Below are 16,646 nucleotides of genomic sequence, written 5' to 3'. Positions count from 1 at the left end.
ATGGATGTCCTTGAATACGGAGAGGGTCAGGCGGCCTGGCGGTTCTGGTTCAAGCGGGCGCGCAGGCGCGGCAGCACGTACTCGCCGAAGCGCCATGCTTCTTCGAGATGCGGCGTGGCGCCCAGCACGAAGCTGGTGACGCCCGCCTCCGCATACTCGGCCAGGCGCTGTTCGACCTCGTCATAGCTGCCAACCAGGGTGCGGCGCTCGAAGCCGGCACGCTCTTGCCCGCTCTGCGCCAGGTAGAGCGCGGCCTCGCGCTCCGCTTCCGCCGCGTCTTCGCGCGCCAGCACGTCGATGCGCAGTCCGATCGCGAGCGACCGACCCTGGGCCAGCTCACGCAGGCGCGCGATGGGCGCATGCAGTTCCCCAACCGAGGCGGCATCGAACACGTGGACGTCGGCCTGCCGCGCCGACAGCGCAAGCGCCTCTTCCGACGTGCCTCCCAGGTACACCGGCGGCAAGGGGTTGCCGCCCAGCGGCCCACGGAAGCCACCGCCCTGCACTTCGAAGAAGCGGCCGTTGAAGTCGTAGGGGGCACTGGTCTGCACGCCGCGTGCGACGGTCACGAATTCATCGATCCGCGCCAGCACATCGTGTTGCGGCACATTGTCGGCATGGCGCCGGCGCGTCGCCTCGTCCGCACCCGCGACGATCTGCCAGCCGAAGCGGCCATTGGTCGCGCGCTGGAGGCTGACCGCGTTCTTGGCGGCATACACCGCCGAGCCCCAGGCCGCATCGAAGCCGGCGATCAGCCGCACATGCCGCGTGCCGCGCGCCAGGTAGCCGGCCACGATCCAGGATTCGTCGCCTTCCAGGTCATGCGGGACCAGCACGCCATCGAAGCCTGTGATGTCGGCGGCGCGCGCGACCTGGTGCAGGTAGTCGAAGTAATTGAAGCGGTCGCCGCGCGGATCGCTCACGCCTTCCGTGAACGGAATGTGGCCCGGCGCGGCGCGCTCTCCGCGGCGGCTGCGCTGCGCTTGCGAGTAGCGGCCGTCGCCGCTGGTGGGCAGTTGCCAGATGAATTCGGTGGTCATACGGGATCCTCGTGAAGTGGTAAGCTCCAGACGAGCAGAATGCGTGCCATGCAGCCGATGGCCAGGCTGCTGCGCAAGCAGCACCTGGCGCGCGCGCACTGGCCACAAAGCGACAGCCTGCTGCATCCCGCGCAGCGGCAAGCGCGGGCCGCGGCTGGAGCGCTTCTTGCGTGCGGGTGACATTCCCTTCATCCAACCTCGGGAGTACCGACCTTGTCCTCACCACTGAACGACGCCGCCCTCGAGCAGCTGTTTCGCAGCGCCCGCACCTACAGCCGCTTCCTGCCGCGCGCGGTCGAGCGCGAGACCATCGCGGCCCTGTACGACTTGCTGAAATGGGGTCCGACCGCCTTCAACGCCCAGCCGGCGCGCTACGTCATCGTGCAGTCGCCGGAGGCGAAGGAGCGTCTGGCCCCAGCCCTCTCGTCCGGCAACCGCGAGAAGACCCTGGCGGCGCCGGCGGTCGTGATCGTGGCCCAGGACCTGCGCTTTCACGAGCACTTGCCCGAACAATTCCCCGTCTACGATGCCAAGGCGCTGTTCGACGCCAACCCGGCCCTGCTCGAGTCGACCGCGCAGCGCAACACCGCGCTTCAGGGCGCCTACCTGATCCTGGCCGCGCGGGCCCTGGGCCTGGACACCGGCCCGATGTCGGGCTTCGACGCCGATGCCGTCAATCGCGAGTTCTTTGCGGACGGACGATACCGCGCCAACTTTCTCGTCAACCTCGGCTACGGCGACCCGGAATCGCTGCGCCCACGCGGCCCGCGCCTCGATTTCGCGCAGGCCGTCACCGTGCTCTAGGCCGCGCGCAGGCGGCGCGCCAGCGCCGCGTCGAACGGCCGCGCATCGATCCAGCCGCGCACGTCGACCGCGGCCGGCAGGAATTCCCAGCGCAGCAAAAAGTCCGCGAAATCCTGCAGGCCGGCGATGTTCGCTTCCGACAGTGAGGTGTCCAGCCGCTGATGCGCATCCTGCCCGTAGGCCGCGGTCACCCAGTACTCGCTGGTATTCGATTCGCGCGCGAGGAAGCGGCGCGTGTCGTCCGGATGGGCGCGTGCCCACTCCTGGGCGCGCAGCACCTGGTCGACGATGTCCACCGCCACGTCGAAGTGCTGCTCGACCAGGTGGCTGTCGACCGTCAGCGCGCGCGGCGTGCCGTTGTTCGAGCGCACCAGCGGCTCCGGATGCACGCCGGTATCGATCACCGTGTGCAGGCCAAACAGCTGCGCCAACTGGGCCGCAATGGCGCCTTTCAGGAAGATCGCATCGACCTCGCCACGCAGCAGGCCCACCAGTTCGGCCGCCTGGCCGCCGCTGCGGCGCTGGCCACCGAAGACATTGGTGCCGGCCACCCGTTCGGCCGGCGCGTCGCTCTGGCCCTGTTCGATCACGAAATCGACCAGCTCCACGTCGCTGACCTCGAGCCCATCCAGGCGCAGCGCATTCTCCAGGCCGCGAATCGCTTGCGCGCGGGCGAAGTCGATCTGGGCGTTGGTCCACTTGGGCAGGCCGAAGCGGCGGCCCTTGAGGTCGCGCGGGGTGCGGATGCCGCTGGTCGGCAGGGTCAGGATGCGCTGGGTCTCGTCGGCCCACGACAGGCCGATCAGCCGCGTGTCGCTGCCCGCCGCGCGCGCCCACAGCGCCGGGATGTTGCCGCCGTGGCGCACGGAGTTCTGCAGGGTATGGTCGAAATGCGATTCGCGCACGGCGCGCTGGTCCGACTCGCGCAGCGATTTGACGGCGGTGCCGCGCGCGGCCAGCGTCTCTTCGAGCCAGCCCTGCTGCACGGCGATGCCGAGCGCGGTCGGCACCGGGCAGCGGGTGTACCACAGGGTGTCTAGCGGTCGTGATGGTTCGGTACTCATGGATTCTCCTCGGTGATGGACTTGGACGACGTCGGTATCCGAACCGCAAGACACGTGCCATCCTTGCGCCGCAGGCAGCTACTGGCTTCGGAGCAGCGACTGCTGACGCCGCAGCAGCGCCCAGCACACGCTGCCGCAAATCCAGCACATCCCAAGTGGCCAGCACCGGCACGCTTCCTGCATCCCTGACAGGCACCGGGCCGTTCGGCCTGCCCACCGAAGGAGCTGAGCGCATGAGCATTGACACGATCTGGTTTACCCGATGTCCCGTCCCCACCGCCACCGGCCTGGCCTACAAGCTGGGATGGCTGGACGAGGAATTCGCCGCCGACGGCATCGCCATCAAGACCTTGCAGGAAACCGGCGGCGAGCTGGCGCGCCACCATTACGACCATGGCCTGACGACGCTGGTCCGCGAAGGCGGCAACCTCCTGGCCCTGCCGGCGCGCGCGCAAGGCGCCGACACCCGCCTGGTCGGCCTGACCTGGATCGACGAGTGGCAAACGATCCTGGTGCGGCCCGGTTCCGGCATCCGCAGCCCGCGCGACCTGCAGGGCAAGCGCCTGGCGCTGCCCGTGTTTCGCCGCGACGACCTCGAATGGAACCGGCGCGGACGAAGCATCGCACGCGGCATGAGCCTGGCCGGCTACCACGGGGCACTGGCCAGCGTCGGCCTGGGCCTGGGCGACGTGATCCTGGAAGAAGTAGGCAGCCCCGAAGCGACGCCGCCGGACGCCGCCCCCGGCGCCAGCCTGTGGCAGGGCATCGCCGCCCTGGTGCGCGGCGACGTCGATGCGGTCTACGTCAAAGGCGCGGCGGCGGTGGAGGCGGCGCGCGCGGCCGGTGTGGAAGTCGGCATCGACCTCGACGCCCTGCCCCAGCGCCGTCACCGCGTCAACAACGGCACGCCGCGGCCGATCACCGTGCACCGCGACTTCCTGGAGCGCCAATTTGACCTGCTCACCCGCTTCCTGGCGCAGACGCTGCGCGCCGCCGACTGGGCGGCCCGGCACCGCGACGAGGTGCGTGCGATCCTGCAGCAGGAGACCCAGGCCGGCGGCGACGCCGTGGCCGCCGCCTACCGCGACGGCTTCCATACGGCGCTGGCGCCCGACCTGTCCGAAGAGCGCCTGGCCCTGTTCGAACAGCAGAAGAACTTCCAGCTGGTCCACGGTTTCCTCGACCGCGACGTCGACGTGCGCGCCTGGGCCGACGCGCGGCCGCTGGCGGCGGCGCGCGCGCTGCTGGACAGCCGGGAGCAGTTGGCGGCTTAGAAAAATGCGGCCGGCGTCAGGCCAGGACGCCGGCCTTCTTCAGATAGGTGCGCAGCACGTTGCGGCTGATGTTCAGGTAGCGCGCCGTGCGCAGCTGGTTGCGGTCGCTGCTCTCCCAGGCGGCGACCACCAGCTGCAGCTGCAGGGCCTCGAAAGTGATCTGCTCGCCCGAGTCGAGCAGCGCCTGCCAGGCGGCCTGGAAGCGCTCGGATTCGCAGGCGACGGCGGCAGGCGGCTCGGGTTCGGGCGGTGGAGCTGATACAGGCGCGGCGGGCGCAAAGTACACCGGTGGAGCCGGCGCAATCACAGGCGCCTGCATCAACGGCGACAAGCTCAAGTCTGCTGGAGTGACCCGGCCATTGCGGCACACCAGCAGGGCGCGATGGACCACGTTTTCCAGTTCGCGGATATTGCCGGGCCACGGATACTGGCGCAGGGCCAACTCGGCTTCTGGCGACAGGCTCACCTCGCCCAGGTGCAGGCGCTCGGCATAGACCTGGACGAAGTGGCGCGTGAGCGGCATCACGTCGCCCGGCCGCTCGCGCAGCGGCAGCAGCGGCAGCGCGATCACCTGCAAACGGTAATACAGGTCTTCGCGGAAGCGCCCGGCGCGCACCGCCTCGGCCAGGTCGACATTGGTGGCGGCGATCAGGCGCACGTCGATCGGCACCGTCTGGCGCGAGCCCAGGCGCACCACTTCGCGCTCCTGCAGAACGCGCAGCAGCTTGACCTGCATCGGCATCGGCAAGTCCCCGATCTCGTCGAGGAACAGCGTGCCGCCGTTGGCGGTCTCGAACCAGCCCGCCTTGCCCTGCATGGCGCCGGTGTACGCTCCCTTCTCATAGCCGAACAACTCGCTCTCGATCAGGGTTTCGGAGAATGCGCCGCAGTTGATCGCCACGAATTTTCCGCCGCTGCGGCGGCTCAGCGCGTGCACGTGGCGCGCGATCAGCTCCTTGCCGGTGCCGGTCTCGCCGGTGACGAGGATGGTCGCCTCGCTGGGCGCGACGCGCTCGATCATCTCTTGCAACGCGCGCGAGCGCGGGTCGGCGAACACGAAGGCGGTGGCCCTCACTAGGAGGCTGGTCTTGGGAGCGTCGGTAAACGCCACCAGCGGTTCGGCGTCCGGGCCGCCGCGCGCGAGCTGGGCGTTGCGCGCGAATTCGGGTGGTAGGTAGGGGGCGGTCAGGTTCATGTCCTGACTATAGTCGCGCACCGCCGCGCTGCGAACGAATTGTCCGACGCAAGCTTATCCGGATTACGCATATCCACGCCCGCGTATCCGAAACAGCGCCAGAACTGCGCGCCAGCCAGCAAAAGCTGCGCAGAAATCAGCAATCGACAGGCAATTTGCGCTGGCCCGGCGCTTGCTCTGACTGTGGATACGACAACCTGGAAACAACACATGACATCACCACTGCATTCCCCGATCCAGCTCTGGTACAGCCACCGCGGCGGCGCCACCGCCACCGGCCTGGCCGTCGCCAAGGGCTGGCTGCACGCCGAGTTCGACGGCGGCGCCACTTCGCTGCGTTCGCTGGAAGACGCGGCCAGCCGCGACATCCGCCTGTCCTACTACCACCACGGCCAGACGGGCCTGTTCCGCGAAGGCGGCAATGTGCCGGCGCTATGGGCCCGCTCCGAGGGCCAGGGCGCGGTGGTGGTGGGCATCACCTGGGTCGACGAATACCAGGGCATCCTGGTGCGGGAGGGCAGCGGCATCCAGACCCTGGCCGACCTGAAAACGAAGCGCCTTGGACTGCCGCTGCGCCGGCGCGCCCTGATCGACATCCACCGCGCCAGCGCCCAGCGCGGCTTCGTCACGGCGTTGAACATTGCCGGGCTCGATCCGCGCCGCGCGCGCTGGACCCATATCGAGTCACCCGATTTCGAGTTCCCGCAACGCGATCCGGGTCGCGATATCGAACTCGATGCGCTGAAGTCGGGCTATGTGGATGCGGTTTTCCTGCGCGGCGCCCAGGGCCACGCCGCGGCGCGCGATCCGTCCTTGCGCGTGATCGCCGACCTGAACCGGCTGGAAGATCCGCTGCAGCGGGTGAACAACGGCACGCCACGGCCGATCACGGTCGACCGCGATTTTCTGGCGCGCCATCCCGGCATCGTGCGCCGCTACCTGGGCGTGCTGCTGCGCGCGGGGGCCTGGGCGCGCGAGCATCCGGACGAGGTGGGGCAACTGGCGGCGCTCGAGAATCCCGGTTATACCGCCCTCGATGTCACCGGGGCGCTGGGGCCCGCACTGCACCGCAGCCTGACGCCGGGACTCGATCCGGTGCGGCTGGCGGGGCTGGCGTCGCAGAAGGAATTCCTGCTCGAGTGGGGGTTTATCCGGCGCGATTTCGATATCGATGAATGGATCGATCCGGCGCCGCTGGCGGAGGCGAAACGATTCGCGGGCCAAGTCACGCCGGCCAATGCAATCTATCCACCTGTCCAAGGGGCCATCTACGTACATTGAAACGGTTAGCCCCAAAACGTCGTCCCCGCGCAGGCGGGGACCCAAGTACTGCCAGCGCTGTCGAAACGCTGAATACTTGGGTCCCCGCCTGCGCGGGGACGACGTTGATACGAACTAGAGGTACGCTACCGGATCAGTGCTTGGTATCGCCCTTGTCCGCCGTATGCAGCTCATGCTCCTTGACCAGCTTGCGCACCTTGGCGACTTCCGCCGCGCCGACTGGCGAAGCCTGGTTGCCCCAGCTGTTGCGGACAAAAGTCACCAGCTGTGCGGTCTCTTCGTCCGACAGACGCCAAGCGAAGCCCGGCATGCCCAGGTCCGACGGCGCCGTGTGGGTCGACGGCAGGCGGGCGCCGGCCAGGATCACACGGATCAGGGACGTTGCGTCTTCCTGCAGCACGGTCGGATTGCCCGGCAGCGCAGGGAACACGTCGCCGGCCGCCTTGCCGTCCACGCGGTGGCAGGCCGCGCAGTTGTCCAGGTAGAGCTGGACGCCGCGTTCGCTGTCGTTACCCTGCATGATCTTCTGCACGGTGGCGTCGCTGGCGGCGAAGGTGGCCTTCTTGTTGCCGGTCTCCGGCAGGCTCTTGATATAAAGCGCCATCGCCATCAGGTCGGCATCAAGCATGTTCTGGGTGCTGTGCTTGACGACGTCCTGCATCGGCTCGCCCAGCACGCCCGAGTGCTTGTTACGGGCGGTCTTGAGCGTGTCGACGATGTCTTGCGCAGTCCAGTTGCCCATGCCGTCGACCTTGTCGCCGCGCAGGTTCACCGCCAGCCAGCCATCGATCAGCGGACCGCCGGCCAGGTATTCCGGACCCGATTCGTCCAGCGCCAGCTCGTTGAGCGTCGCCGCACGCGGGGTGTGGCAGCTGCCGCAGTGGCCCAGGCTCTGCACCAGGTAGGCGCCGCGGGCGATGGTCTGGTCGGAATACTTCGACAGGTCCATCGGGCCCTGCACCGGCACGAAGGTCTTGCGCCAGATGCCCAGCGGCCAGCGGGTCGACAGCGGCCAGCTGATCTCGTTGTCGCGGTTGGCCTGCTTGACCGGCTCGACGCCGTGCATGAAGTAGGCGTACAGCGCGCGCATGTCGTCATCGCTCATGCGGGCATACGACGGGAACGGCATCGCCGGATACAGCGTCCCGCCGCTCGGCACGATGCCGTGGCGGACCGCACGATCGAAATCGTCCAGCGAGTAGTTGCCGATGCCGGTTTCCTTGTCCGGCGTGACGTTGGTCGCGTACATATTACCGATCGGCGACTGGATCACGCGGCCGCCGGCGAACTCCTTGCCGCCCGGCGCCGTGTGGCAGGCGATACAGTCGGACGCGGTGGCGACGTAGCGCCCCTTCTCGATCAGGCCGGCATCAGGCTTGACGCCGGGGGCCAGGTTGGCCAGTTGCGGACCAGGTTCGATCTTGCGGGTCTCGGTCGGCGCCACGGCATAGCCGTAGGCGCCGGCAAAGACCACCGCGCCGGCGATGGCGAGACCGAGGACGATCTTCTTGACAGGTTTTTGTTTGGTCATGTGTTCGTCCTCTTACGCCTGCACCAGCGGGCCCGGGTTCTTGATGTACTGTTCCCGGATCGCTTTCGCGCACCAGTAGGCCAGCGCGCCGACCATGCCGGTCGGGTTATAGCCGTTGTTCTGCGGGAAGGCGTTGGCGCCCGGCGCGAACACGTTCGGCACGTCCCACGACTGCAGGTACTTGTTCAGGGCCGAGGTCTTCGGATTCGCGCCCATGATGGCGCCGCCGACCGTGTGCGTGCTCTGGTACTGGTTGATGTTGTAGTGCGTGCCCGGCTTCTTGGCGTCGCCCTTGGTCGCCAGCGGGTTCAGCACCTTGCACATCTCCTGCGCCTTGTCGACCAGGTAGGCCGACGCCGCGATCTCGTTGTCATGCCAGTCGAAGGTCATGCGCAGCAGCGGACGGCCGAAGGCATCCTTGTAGTTTGGATCCAGGTCCAGGTAGGCGTCGTCGTACGACATGCAGGAACCCTGCACTTCGTAGTAGAACGAGTGACGCATCGCATCCTTGGCGCCCTTCTTCCAGTCGCTGCCCCAGTTCGGCACGCCCGGCGCGGTCGCGATGCCGCGCACCGGACCGCCGCCCGGCTGGCGCGCCCAGATCACGCCGCCGCCGACGAAGCCCGACTTGGTCGGATCGTTGCGGTTGCCGTTCAGGTCATCGAAGGTGGTGCCGCCGCCGCCAACGCCCATGAACTGGTTGGCGTGCACGTTCTTGTCGAAGAACAGCGAGACGCGATTCAGGTTCTGGTACGAGTAGTTCCTGCCGACCGTGCCGGTCTTGGTCACCGGATCGTAGGCCGGGCCGATCTTCGACACCAGCATCAGGTGCACGTTGTACAGCGAGAACGCGCCCAGGATGACGATGTCCGCCGGCTGCTCGCATTCCTGGCCGCCTGCATCCAGGTAGTTCACGCCGGTGGCCATCTTGCCGTCCGCCGTCAGGTTGACCTTCAGTACCTGGGCCAGCGTGCGCATTTCGAAGTTCTTGCGGCCGCGCAGCACAGGGAAGATGTTGATGTTCGGGCTGGCCTTCGAGTAGTTCAGGCAACCGTAGTCCGAGCAGAAGCCGCAGAAGTTACAAGGGCCCATCTGGCAACCATACGGGTTGACATAGCTGGCCGAGGTATTCGAGGCCGGGATCGGGAACGGGTGGTAACCCATTTCACGCGCCGCCTTGTAGAACATTTCGCCGCCCAGGTAGTCCGGATTCGGTCCCAGCGGGTATTCGCGCGAACGCGAGCCTTCGAACGGGTTGCCGCCTTCGACGACCTTGCCGTTGATGACGCCGGCCTTGCCCGAGGTGCCGCACACGTATTCGAAGTGGTCGAAGTGGGGCTCCAGCTCTTCGAAGGTGACCGGGAAGTCCTGGATCGACATGCCGGCAGGCATGATCTTCTTGCCGTAGCGCTGCTCCATCGTGCTGCGCAGGTTGAAGTCTTCCGGCAGCGCGCGGAAGTGCACGCCCGACCAGTGCGAACCCGCACCACCCACGCCGGTACCCGGCTTGAACGAACCCATGCGGCGCTTCGGCACCGCCACGGTGGACAGGTTGTGGCGGATGGTCACGGTTTCTTGCGCCAGCGACTGCAGGTATTTGCGGTGCACCGAACCTTCGAGCTCGTCGATCACGCGCGGATACGCGAAGTCGGTCTGGGTGTCGCGGTCAGGGCCGCGTTCCAGGATGAGCACATTCATGCCCGCGTCGGTCAATTCCTTGGCCATGATGGCGCCGACCCAGCCGGCGCCGACGATAACGACGTCTTTTTTCTCTTTTACGATTGCCATATTCTCTTATCCCCTACGTCCAGCCAGGTCCACCGGTCCCAGCGGATACGGTTTGTCGCGAATCTTCACCCACTCCAGGTAGTCGCCCCGCATGCCGGGGTAACCGATCATCTTCCAGGCGCCCATGTCCTTGTTGCCGCCATGGCTAGGATCGGAGAAGTAGCCGGCGCGGGTCTCGGCCAGGAAGTCGGCGAAGAAGGTCTTCGACGAAATGTCGGCGAGCTTGATCTTGCCGCCTTCGAGGTCCTTGAGGACCGCTTCCTGCATGCGCACGTCGAGGTCGGCGAAGGCCTTGCCTGAATAGGTCTTGACGCAGTGGGCGTCGACATTGGCGATGCCGACGCGGATGATGTCTTTCAACGCCAGCTTGCCCTGGTAGCCGAAATCGGAAGTCGCTTCCAGGAACGGGCCCTGCATGTACCAGATGCTGCCGGACGCGTACGGCGACTGCATGTGGCGATCGAGGAACTCCGGCACGCCCGACTCGACGGCGCCGGGGCCGTGCTCGTCATGCGGGATCAGGCGATCGACCGCGGCGATCACGAATTTCCATTCCTTCGCGTTGAAGAACTTGGGCGTGTAGGGATTCGGCTTGCCTTCCGCTGGTGCGGTGGCGGTGGCGTTGGCGTTGGGCAGGCCCTGATGGATCGCTGCCGCCGCGCCCGCACCCATGGGCACGAACACCAGGCTCTTGATGAGGCGCCGCCGCGATGGGGATTGCTGATCGTCGGACATGAAGTCTCTCTCTCAATTAAAGAATGTATTTTGTATGCAAAATGCAAGATACATAGTACCAACAACCGGAGTGGTATGCCAGTCCCGGGCACCCGCTAAAGCTAATTTCTGCAGGGAAATTTTTAGCCATCCAGCGTTTTGACGGCACCACCGACTCACCTAGCCACCCACGGCAACTATTTGAGCAATACCAATCGTTACAAGCGCGAAAGCAATCTCAGCTGCTAGAATTGCAGTTTCGAAATTTCAGAATCTTTTGAATCTTTTGATTCATCTGGCCGGCGCGGTGCGACACCTTGATTTGGCTGGGCCTACCGCCTCCGCCGTTCGTGTGCCGTGGCGAGAATACGCATCTCCCACATCGGCGAGAGTTGAAAAAAAGACGGGATAGCGTCCGAAAGTCGCGACGCGGCGCGCGCGCGTCATGGGCGTCGCATTTGACACTTGGTCAAACTGAACGGCAGCAGACGCCAGGGGTGCTTGCGTGTCGCGATATGTTGCAGAAATGGAACATACTGCAGCGCCCACCTATGCATGGCAGATCATTATTTTCGAGAAGTTAAGTCTGCTTTCAGCAATGCAAATACGGCCGAATGATAGAATTCCTCCAAAACTATGGAAGTGGAGACATTGAATGCAAGACTCGAAAGTTGATCCGGCTTCGGAACGCGGCGTCGTAGCGCCCGCCCTTCCAAAGCTGGCCCGGCAGCACCTGCACGACACGGTGGTTTCCCACCTGCGGCGGTCGATTGTCGAGTCCGTTTTCCCTCCCGGAATGAAACTCAACGAGCGCGAACTGTGCGAAACCATGGGCATTTCGCGCACGCCCCTGCGCGAAGCCTTGAAGGCGCTCGCGGCCGAGGGCCTGATCGAGATCTCGCCGAATCGCGGCGCCTCGGTCTACAAGATGTCGCAGCAAGAAGTATGGGAAACCTTCGAATTCGTCAGCGGCCTCGAAGCCCTCGCGGGCGAACACGCGTGCGCGCGGATCACGCCCGAGGAAGTCGCCGAGATCCGGGCCCTGCACGATGCGATGCTGACCTGCCGCGAACAGGGCGACCTGCCCGGCTACTACAGCCGCAACCAGGCGATCCACAACAAGATCTCCGAGGCCGCGCGCAACTCCGTCCTCCACCATACTTACCTGAACATGAACCGGCGGCTGCAGTCCTTGCGGCTCAAGTCCAATATCGTCCCCGAAAAATGGGACCAGGCGATCGAAGAGCACCGCCAGATGATGGAAGCGCTCGAGGCGCGCGACGGCAAGCGCCTGGCGGCGATCCTGTCGCTGCACCTGCTGGACAAGCGTAATTCGGTGATGGAGATGGTGACCGACGCCGCGCCGACGCGCAAGGTGTCCTGACCGGCGTCTAGGCTACCTGCCCGCGCGACGCCAGCTGTCGTATCCACATGGACACTGCAGGTTTTCCATCGCAGGAATCCCGCCCATGTCCCGCCAGATCCTCAAGGATGCGCGTCATCGCATCATCGGCTATATCGACACAGCCCCCGACGGCCGCCAGACCGGCCGTGATGAGCGCCTGCGCATCGTCGCTCATTACGACCCGCGCTCGAACATCACCCGCGACGAGCGGCTGCGGAACGTCGGCTACGGCAACCTGATCGCCTCCTTCATCGGCCGCGGCTGAACCATCAAGAAAGAGATATGTCGCACACACCCTGGTACCTCCCCCTCGAAAACTGCCGCACTCTGGACGAGATCGGCCCGCTCTGGCACGGCCTGCTCGACGAGCACCAGTCCGGCCCCACCTGGCCCGAACCACGCTACGCCGACGCCATGCTGCAATTCGCCGGCATGAGCAGCCTCCCGCCGCAACTCAAGCTGGGCGCCCTGCTGGCCTGGGGTTCGGCCTTCGACGTCGACCTGCGGCTGGCGCTAGGCGCACTGCTCGAGGCGGTCCTCGAGGCAGACCAGCCCTGGCCCGACGCGGTCGCCGCCTCGGTGTCCGACAACGGCGCCGCGCTGATGCTGGAAACAGCCGATCCCTGGCTCGGCGCCTTCATTGCCGGGCGCATGGCCGGCCTGCGCGAAACCTTCGTCCACGATGGCGTGCGTCCCGACGCCTGGCAGGCCGCATTCTGGAAGCGCTTTCTCGAGATGGCCTGCCGCCACGGCGACCTCGAGGCGGTGCGGCGCGCCCTTGAGCAGGGCGCCGATCCGCTGGCCGATAGCGGCGCAGCGAGCGCCGCCGCCGCGGCCGCAGGCGCCGACACGGTGCTGGCCTGCCTGCTCGACCATGCCGGCGATGCGCGGCGGCCGATGCTGGAGGTTGCCTTCGCGGCGGCTGCCGCGGCGAACGCCACGGACACCCTGGCCTTCCTGCTCACGCAAGGGGTAGACATCACCAGCGGTGGCAGCGCTGCGCTGGCAGTGGCGGCGCGCCAACTCGCCATCGAGGCCTTCGAATGGCTGCTGGAACACGGCGCCGACGCCCGCGACAAGGATCTGCTGGCGGCCGCCGCATCGACCCTCGACGAGACGATGGTCGAGCTGGCGCTGGCCGCGGGCGCCGACGTGGACGGCAGCGCGCTGCCCGCCTTCCTCGCGGCGCTCGACAGCACGCCCTGGGAGCTGTATTCGGTGGAGACGGAATTCTTCGACTGGAGGGTGGACGTCCTCGCGCTGCTGCTGCGCCATGGCCTGCGGCCAGACGCTGGCGAACTGGCCGCAGCGCTTCGCGGCGACGAGCGCCGCCGCGAAGTGATCGAGGCGCTGCTGGAACGCGACGACGCCGGAGAACTGGGCCTGTCCCTGCCGGAATAGGCCTTTGGGATAGGCTTTTACAACGCGCTTACATCCGGAACCGCAGGCTCAGGCCGTAAGTCGTCGGGTTGTAGCGCACGTCGCGCGGCATGAATTCGCCGAGCGAGCTCTCGAACTTCGCCTTGGTCAGGTTGATCGCATCGAACTGCAGCGAGACGTTGTCGTTGATCTCGTAGCCGATGCTCAGGTCGACGAAGGTCGCGGCCTTGACCACGCGGTCCTGGTTGAACGGCAGTTCCGCGATCTGCTCGACGTAGTCGCCGCGGCGGGTGGCAGCCAGGCGGCCGGTGATGCCATTGCCCTCGTACAGCAGCGCGAAGTTGTAGCTCTTCTTGGCCACGCCGGTGAGCGGCGTGGTGGTGTAGGTATCGCTGTCGAACGCGGTGCGGCTTTGGTTCTCGCCGTCGATCCAGGTGTAGTTGGCCTGGGCGCCGAAGTTGGCCCATGGGCCAGGCAAAAAGTCGAAGAACTTCTGGACCCCGAATTCCGCCCCACGCAGGCGGCCCTTGCCCGAGTTCTGCGGACGCGTCACGCGATAGACCTGCCCGTCGATGACCTCGTCGCGCGTAAAACTCTGCTCGTAGCCGTCGATGTCGCGGTGGAACAGCGCAACCTGGGCGAAGCCGTTCTTCTGGAAGTAGTATTCGAGCGTGGCGTCGATATTGGTCGAGCGGGTCGGCTCCAGGTAGGGGTTGCCGGCGCCGCCGCTGCCCGGCACGTTGACGGTCGACGGCACCAGGGTCAGGGCCGGATTGAGCGTGCCGAAGTTCGGCCGGGTGATGGTCTTGCCGACCGAGAAGTGCGACTGCAGGTCTTCGGTCCAGCCGACCACCGCCGAGGCGCTCGGCAGGTAATTGGTTTCGTAGGTCGACAGGTCGACGTTCGACACCTGGTCGCCGATCCGGGTCATGCCGCTCAGCTCACGATTCAGGCGCACCACGCGCGCGCCGATTTCACCCTTGACGTCGATGCCAGCCGGGTTGGCGGCCCAGCGCGTGGCCAGGTACAGCGTCGCGTTGCGCTCGCGCTGGTCGAACAGGCGGCCCGGGTCGTCCGGCACGCGGCCGCTGGCCGCGCCGTACAGATTGCGCACCGCGTCGGCATTGTCGATCAGGTAGTCGGACGACGGGCCGTACCAGGCGCCGCCCAGGCGGTCGAGGCCAGCTACCTGCGCCTGGAACGACGGGCCGAGCGCGCTGGCGGCGCTCGGGCGCTCGCCCGTGAAGTCGGCGTGGCCTTCGGCGCCGTGGTAGCCAGCCTTGCGCGAGGACAGGCGCAGGCCGGCCAGCACGGCGGTGAAGAAGCCGTCGCCGCCCAGGCGATAGGTGGCGTCGGTGCGCCATTGCAGCTGGCTGCCGGTCTGCTCGTTCCAGTTCTGCACCATCCCGCGCAGCACGTAGTTGCGCGAATCCTGCAGCGCATTGCCGCTATTGCCCGGCAGCGTGATCGCGTTGAAGCCGCCGTGGCCGTCGGCGCCGTACGAATACACGCTGGCGCTGGCGCCCGGCACCTGCTGGTCGACGATCACGGTGTCGTTGACGAATTTGGAGCGGGTGTAGCCGAACTGCGAATCGACGCTCAGCGGGCCGTCGTTGTACTTCAGGCCGAGGTTCAGGTAGTGGGTGGTGGTGCGCTCGTTCTGGCCCCAGGTGCTCGATGCCGTGTACGGATCCCAGTCATAGGCGTTGCCGAACTGCGCGGCCGGCGCGCTAGCGGCCAGGATCGGGCAGATCGCGCCCTGCGGCGTCGCGCAGGCGCCGCCTTGCGGCGCCAGCACAACGTCGGTCAGGCGCGGCGCCCAGGTGGTGTTGCTCATCACGTAGTTGACGCCGGTGCGGCCCTGGTAGCCCATGCCCAGGTACTGGGCGCTGGCCGTCAGGCGCGGATTGACCTTCCACTGGAAGGCCCCGTGCACGCTCTGGCGCTCGCGCTGCCCGGCGTTGTAGATGCCGCCGATGTTCGGCAACTGGCCCAGCACGTCGCCCGGCGCGGCCGGCGCATACGGACCGACGTTGCCGAGGCGGGTCGCGCTGCCGTCCGGACTCACCGAGAACACATTGTCGGGACGGTCGACGTATTGCACCGGGAAGGCCCAGTTGTCGCGGTTGACAGCGACGTCGAACAGCGCGCCCATTTCGCCGAAGTCGGTGTTCCAGCGGTTGCTGACCAGGAAGCCGCCGCCCGGGCTGTGCTTGTCCGAGGTATTGCCGCTGCCATTGGTCTGGTTCACGCGGTCCTCGACGTAGCCGGTCGCGGTGAAGCCCTTGTTGTCGAACGGCGCGCGCAGGCGGATATTGACGGCGCCAGCGATGCCGCCTTCGAACTGGTTGGCAGTGGCCGATTTATACACTTCCATGCCGGCGATCGACTGGACCGGCAGGTCCTGGTAGGACAGGCGGCGGCCGGCGGCGGTGAAGATCTCGTTGCCGTCGAGCGTGGTGGCGACGTCTGGCAGGCCGCGGATGATCACGGTGCTGGTCTCGCCGCGGTCGCGGCCCACCTGCACGCCGGCCACGCGCTGCAGCGCGTCGCCCGCCTGGCGATCGGGGAATTTGCCGATGTCGTCGGCATTGATGGCGTCCACCACTTGCGGGGCGTCGCGCTTGATGTCTTCGGCCGAGCGCAGGCTCTGGCGCAGGCCGGTGACCTGGATCACGGCGGCGGCCGGCACGGTCTGGGGCGGCGGCGCTGGTGGCGCGGCTGGAGCGGCAGGGGTAGCAGGTGCGGCGGGAGAGGATTCGGTGGCCGGTGCGGCCTGTTCGGTGGCGACGGGCGCCGCCTGGGTCTCGGCGGCGGTTTGCGCCAGCGCTGGCGCGCCGTAGGCTGACATCAGCATGATGGCGGCGCAGATCGGCTTGACTTTCAGTCGGGTCATTCACTCTCCAATTCTGTGATTCGGGCTTGCGTGCACGTGCTCCGGACTTACCGGGTCGCGCCCTCTGATACCGGGCTTAACGCTCTGTCATGTCATTCCGTTGACATAAATACACAAAATATTTCATACATCTTTTTGCAGGCGATTCGGGATACCCGTACATACGAAAAAAAAGCCCGCCGAAGCGGTAATGCCGTTCAGTTAAGACTGAGCGGCATTTTTCTTTTCAGGTGTTGTAAACGCTAGCTGAGGCTGTTAACCTGCGTCACCATGT

At 66.4% G+C, this 16,646-nt stretch carries 13 protein-coding genes; 6 read left to right on the top strand and 7 right to left on the bottom strand.

Going from position 1 to position 16,646, the window contains the following annotated elements; genetic code table 11:
- Positions 1-26: 26 nt before the first annotated feature.
- On the bottom strand, positions 27-1,040 hold the full coding sequence (locus FVD38_RS23160; RefSeq protein WP_147936969.1) for an LLM class flavin-dependent oxidoreductase: 1,014 nt from the start codon (positions 1,038-1,040) through the stop codon (positions 27-29).
- Positions 1,041-1,253: 213 nt separating this feature from the next.
- Between FVD38_RS23160 and FVD38_RS23155 the strand changes: the two genes are divergently transcribed.
- Positions 1,254-1,844 (top strand): malonic semialdehyde reductase, encoded by a 591-nt coding sequence (locus tag FVD38_RS23155; protein WP_147936968.1) that lies wholly within the window; start codon positions 1,254-1,256, stop codon positions 1,842-1,844.
- Here the strand turns inward: FVD38_RS23155 and FVD38_RS23150 are convergent.
- Positions 1,841-2,908: an ABC transporter substrate-binding protein gene (locus tag FVD38_RS23150; protein WP_147936967.1), complete on the bottom strand. Its 1,068-nt coding sequence runs from the start codon at positions 2,906-2,908 to the stop codon at positions 1,841-1,843. The genes FVD38_RS23155 and FVD38_RS23150 overlap by 4 nt on opposite strands.
- 233 nt (positions 2,909-3,141) lie before the next feature.
- On the opposite strand from FVD38_RS23150, the gene FVD38_RS23145 reads away from it, so the two are divergent.
- Positions 3,142-4,182 (top strand): ABC transporter substrate-binding protein, encoded by a 1,041-nt coding sequence (locus FVD38_RS23145; RefSeq protein WP_147936966.1) that lies wholly within the window; start codon positions 3,142-3,144, stop codon positions 4,180-4,182.
- Between the two features lie 16 nt (positions 4,183-4,198).
- On the opposite strand, the gene FVD38_RS23140 is transcribed toward FVD38_RS23145, so the two are convergent.
- Positions 4,199-5,377, bottom strand: a complete 1,179-nt coding sequence (locus tag FVD38_RS23140) for a sigma-54 interaction domain-containing protein (RefSeq protein WP_147936965.1) — start codon at positions 5,375-5,377, stop codon at positions 4,199-4,201.
- Between the two features lie 210 nt (positions 5,378-5,587).
- Between FVD38_RS23140 and FVD38_RS23135 the strand changes: the two genes are divergently transcribed.
- Complete coding sequence (locus FVD38_RS23135; protein WP_147936964.1) at positions 5,588-6,658, top strand: ABC transporter substrate-binding protein; 1,071 nt, start codon at positions 5,588-5,590, stop codon at positions 6,656-6,658.
- Positions 6,659-6,791: 133 nt separating this feature from the next.
- Here FVD38_RS23135 and FVD38_RS23130 read toward each other — a convergent pair whose 3' ends face one another.
- The 3 genes from FVD38_RS23130 to FVD38_RS23120 are packed head-to-tail and all read right to left on the bottom strand — an operon-like array spanning position 6,792 to position 10,712.
- The gene (locus FVD38_RS23130; protein ID WP_147936963.1) at positions 6,792-8,189 is read right to left on the bottom strand and encodes a cytochrome c; all 1,398 of its coding nucleotides are present in this window, start codon (positions 8,187-8,189) and stop codon (positions 6,792-6,794) included.
- Positions 8,190-8,201: 12 nt separating this feature from the next.
- A complete protein-coding gene (locus FVD38_RS23125) occupies positions 8,202-9,977 on the bottom strand; it encodes a GMC family oxidoreductase (RefSeq protein ID WP_147936962.1) in 1,776 nt (591 codons plus the stop codon).
- A 6-nt stretch (positions 9,978-9,983) separates the two neighbouring features.
- Positions 9,984-10,712 carry a gluconate 2-dehydrogenase subunit 3 family protein gene (locus FVD38_RS23120; protein ID WP_147936961.1) on the bottom strand — a complete coding sequence of 243 codons (729 nt, stop codon included), beginning with the start codon at positions 10,710-10,712 and terminating at the stop codon, positions 9,984-9,986.
- Positions 10,713-11,346: 634 nt separating this feature from the next.
- On the opposite strand from FVD38_RS23120, the gene FVD38_RS23115 reads away from it, so the two are divergent.
- From FVD38_RS23115 to FVD38_RS23105, 3 genes are all read left to right on the top strand, one after another.
- Positions 11,347-12,075 carry a GntR family transcriptional regulator gene (locus FVD38_RS23115; RefSeq protein WP_147936960.1) on the top strand — a complete coding sequence of 243 codons (729 nt, stop codon included), beginning with the start codon at positions 11,347-11,349 and terminating at the stop codon, positions 12,073-12,075.
- An 85-nt stretch (positions 12,076-12,160) separates the two neighbouring features.
- Positions 12,161-12,361, top strand: a complete 201-nt coding sequence (locus FVD38_RS23110) for a hypothetical protein (RefSeq protein ID WP_147936959.1) — start codon at positions 12,161-12,163, stop codon at positions 12,359-12,361.
- 17 nt (positions 12,362-12,378) lie between these two features.
- Complete coding sequence (locus FVD38_RS23105; protein ID WP_147936958.1) at positions 12,379-13,497, top strand: ankyrin repeat domain-containing protein; 1,119 nt, start codon at positions 12,379-12,381, stop codon at positions 13,495-13,497.
- A gap of 28 nt (positions 13,498-13,525) precedes the next feature.
- Here FVD38_RS23105 and FVD38_RS23100 read toward each other — a convergent pair whose 3' ends face one another.
- Positions 13,526-16,372: a TonB-dependent receptor gene (locus FVD38_RS23100; protein ID WP_147936957.1), complete on the bottom strand. Its 2,847-nt coding sequence runs from the start codon at positions 16,370-16,372 to the stop codon at positions 13,526-13,528.
- Positions 16,373-16,646: the final 274 nt, after the last annotated feature.

Source organism: Massilia arenae, from assembly GCF_008014745.1.
Classification (GTDB): Bacteria; Pseudomonadota; Gammaproteobacteria; order Burkholderiales; family Burkholderiaceae_D; genus Telluria; species Telluria arenae.
This window is presented reverse-complemented; position numbering and strand designations above follow the sequence as displayed.

Excerpts from the sequence above, each read along its gene's own strand:
- FVD38_RS23135 (WP_147936964.1), top strand. The coding sequence starts at position 5,588 with ATGACATCACCACTGCATTCCCCGATCCAGCTCTGGTACAGCCACCGC.
- FVD38_RS23150 (WP_147936967.1), bottom strand. The coding sequence starts at position 2,908 with ATGAGTACCGAACCATCACGACCGCTAGACACCCTGTGGTACACCCGC.
- FVD38_RS23105 (WP_147936958.1), top strand. The coding sequence starts at position 12,379 with ATGTCGCACACACCCTGGTACCTCCCCCTCGAAAACTGCCGCACTCTG.
- FVD38_RS23130 (WP_147936963.1), bottom strand. The coding sequence starts at position 8,189 with ATGACCAAACAAAAACCTGTCAAGAAGATCGTCCTCGGTCTCGCCATC.
- FVD38_RS23100 (WP_147936957.1), bottom strand. The coding sequence starts at position 16,372 with ATGACCCGACTGAAAGTCAAGCCGATCTGCGCCGCCATCATGCTGATG.
- FVD38_RS23140 (WP_147936965.1), bottom strand. The coding sequence starts at position 5,377 with ATGAACCTGACCGCCCCCTACCTACCACCCGAATTCGCGCGCAACGCC.
- FVD38_RS23160 (WP_147936969.1), bottom strand. The coding sequence starts at position 1,040 with ATGACCACCGAATTCATCTGGCAACTGCCCACCAGCGGCGACGGCCGC.
- FVD38_RS23115 (WP_147936960.1), top strand. The coding sequence starts at position 11,347 with ATGCAAGACTCGAAAGTTGATCCGGCTTCGGAACGCGGCGTCGTAGCG.
- FVD38_RS23110 (WP_147936959.1), top strand. The coding sequence starts at position 12,161 with ATGTCCCGCCAGATCCTCAAGGATGCGCGTCATCGCATCATCGGCTAT.
- FVD38_RS23145 (WP_147936966.1), top strand. The coding sequence starts at position 3,142 with ATGAGCATTGACACGATCTGGTTTACCCGATGTCCCGTCCCCACCGCC.
- FVD38_RS23125 (WP_147936962.1), bottom strand. The coding sequence starts at position 9,977 with ATGGCAATCGTAAAAGAGAAAAAAGACGTCGTTATCGTCGGCGCCGGC.
- FVD38_RS23120 (WP_147936961.1), bottom strand. The coding sequence starts at position 10,712 with ATGTCCGACGATCAGCAATCCCCATCGCGGCGGCGCCTCATCAAGAGC.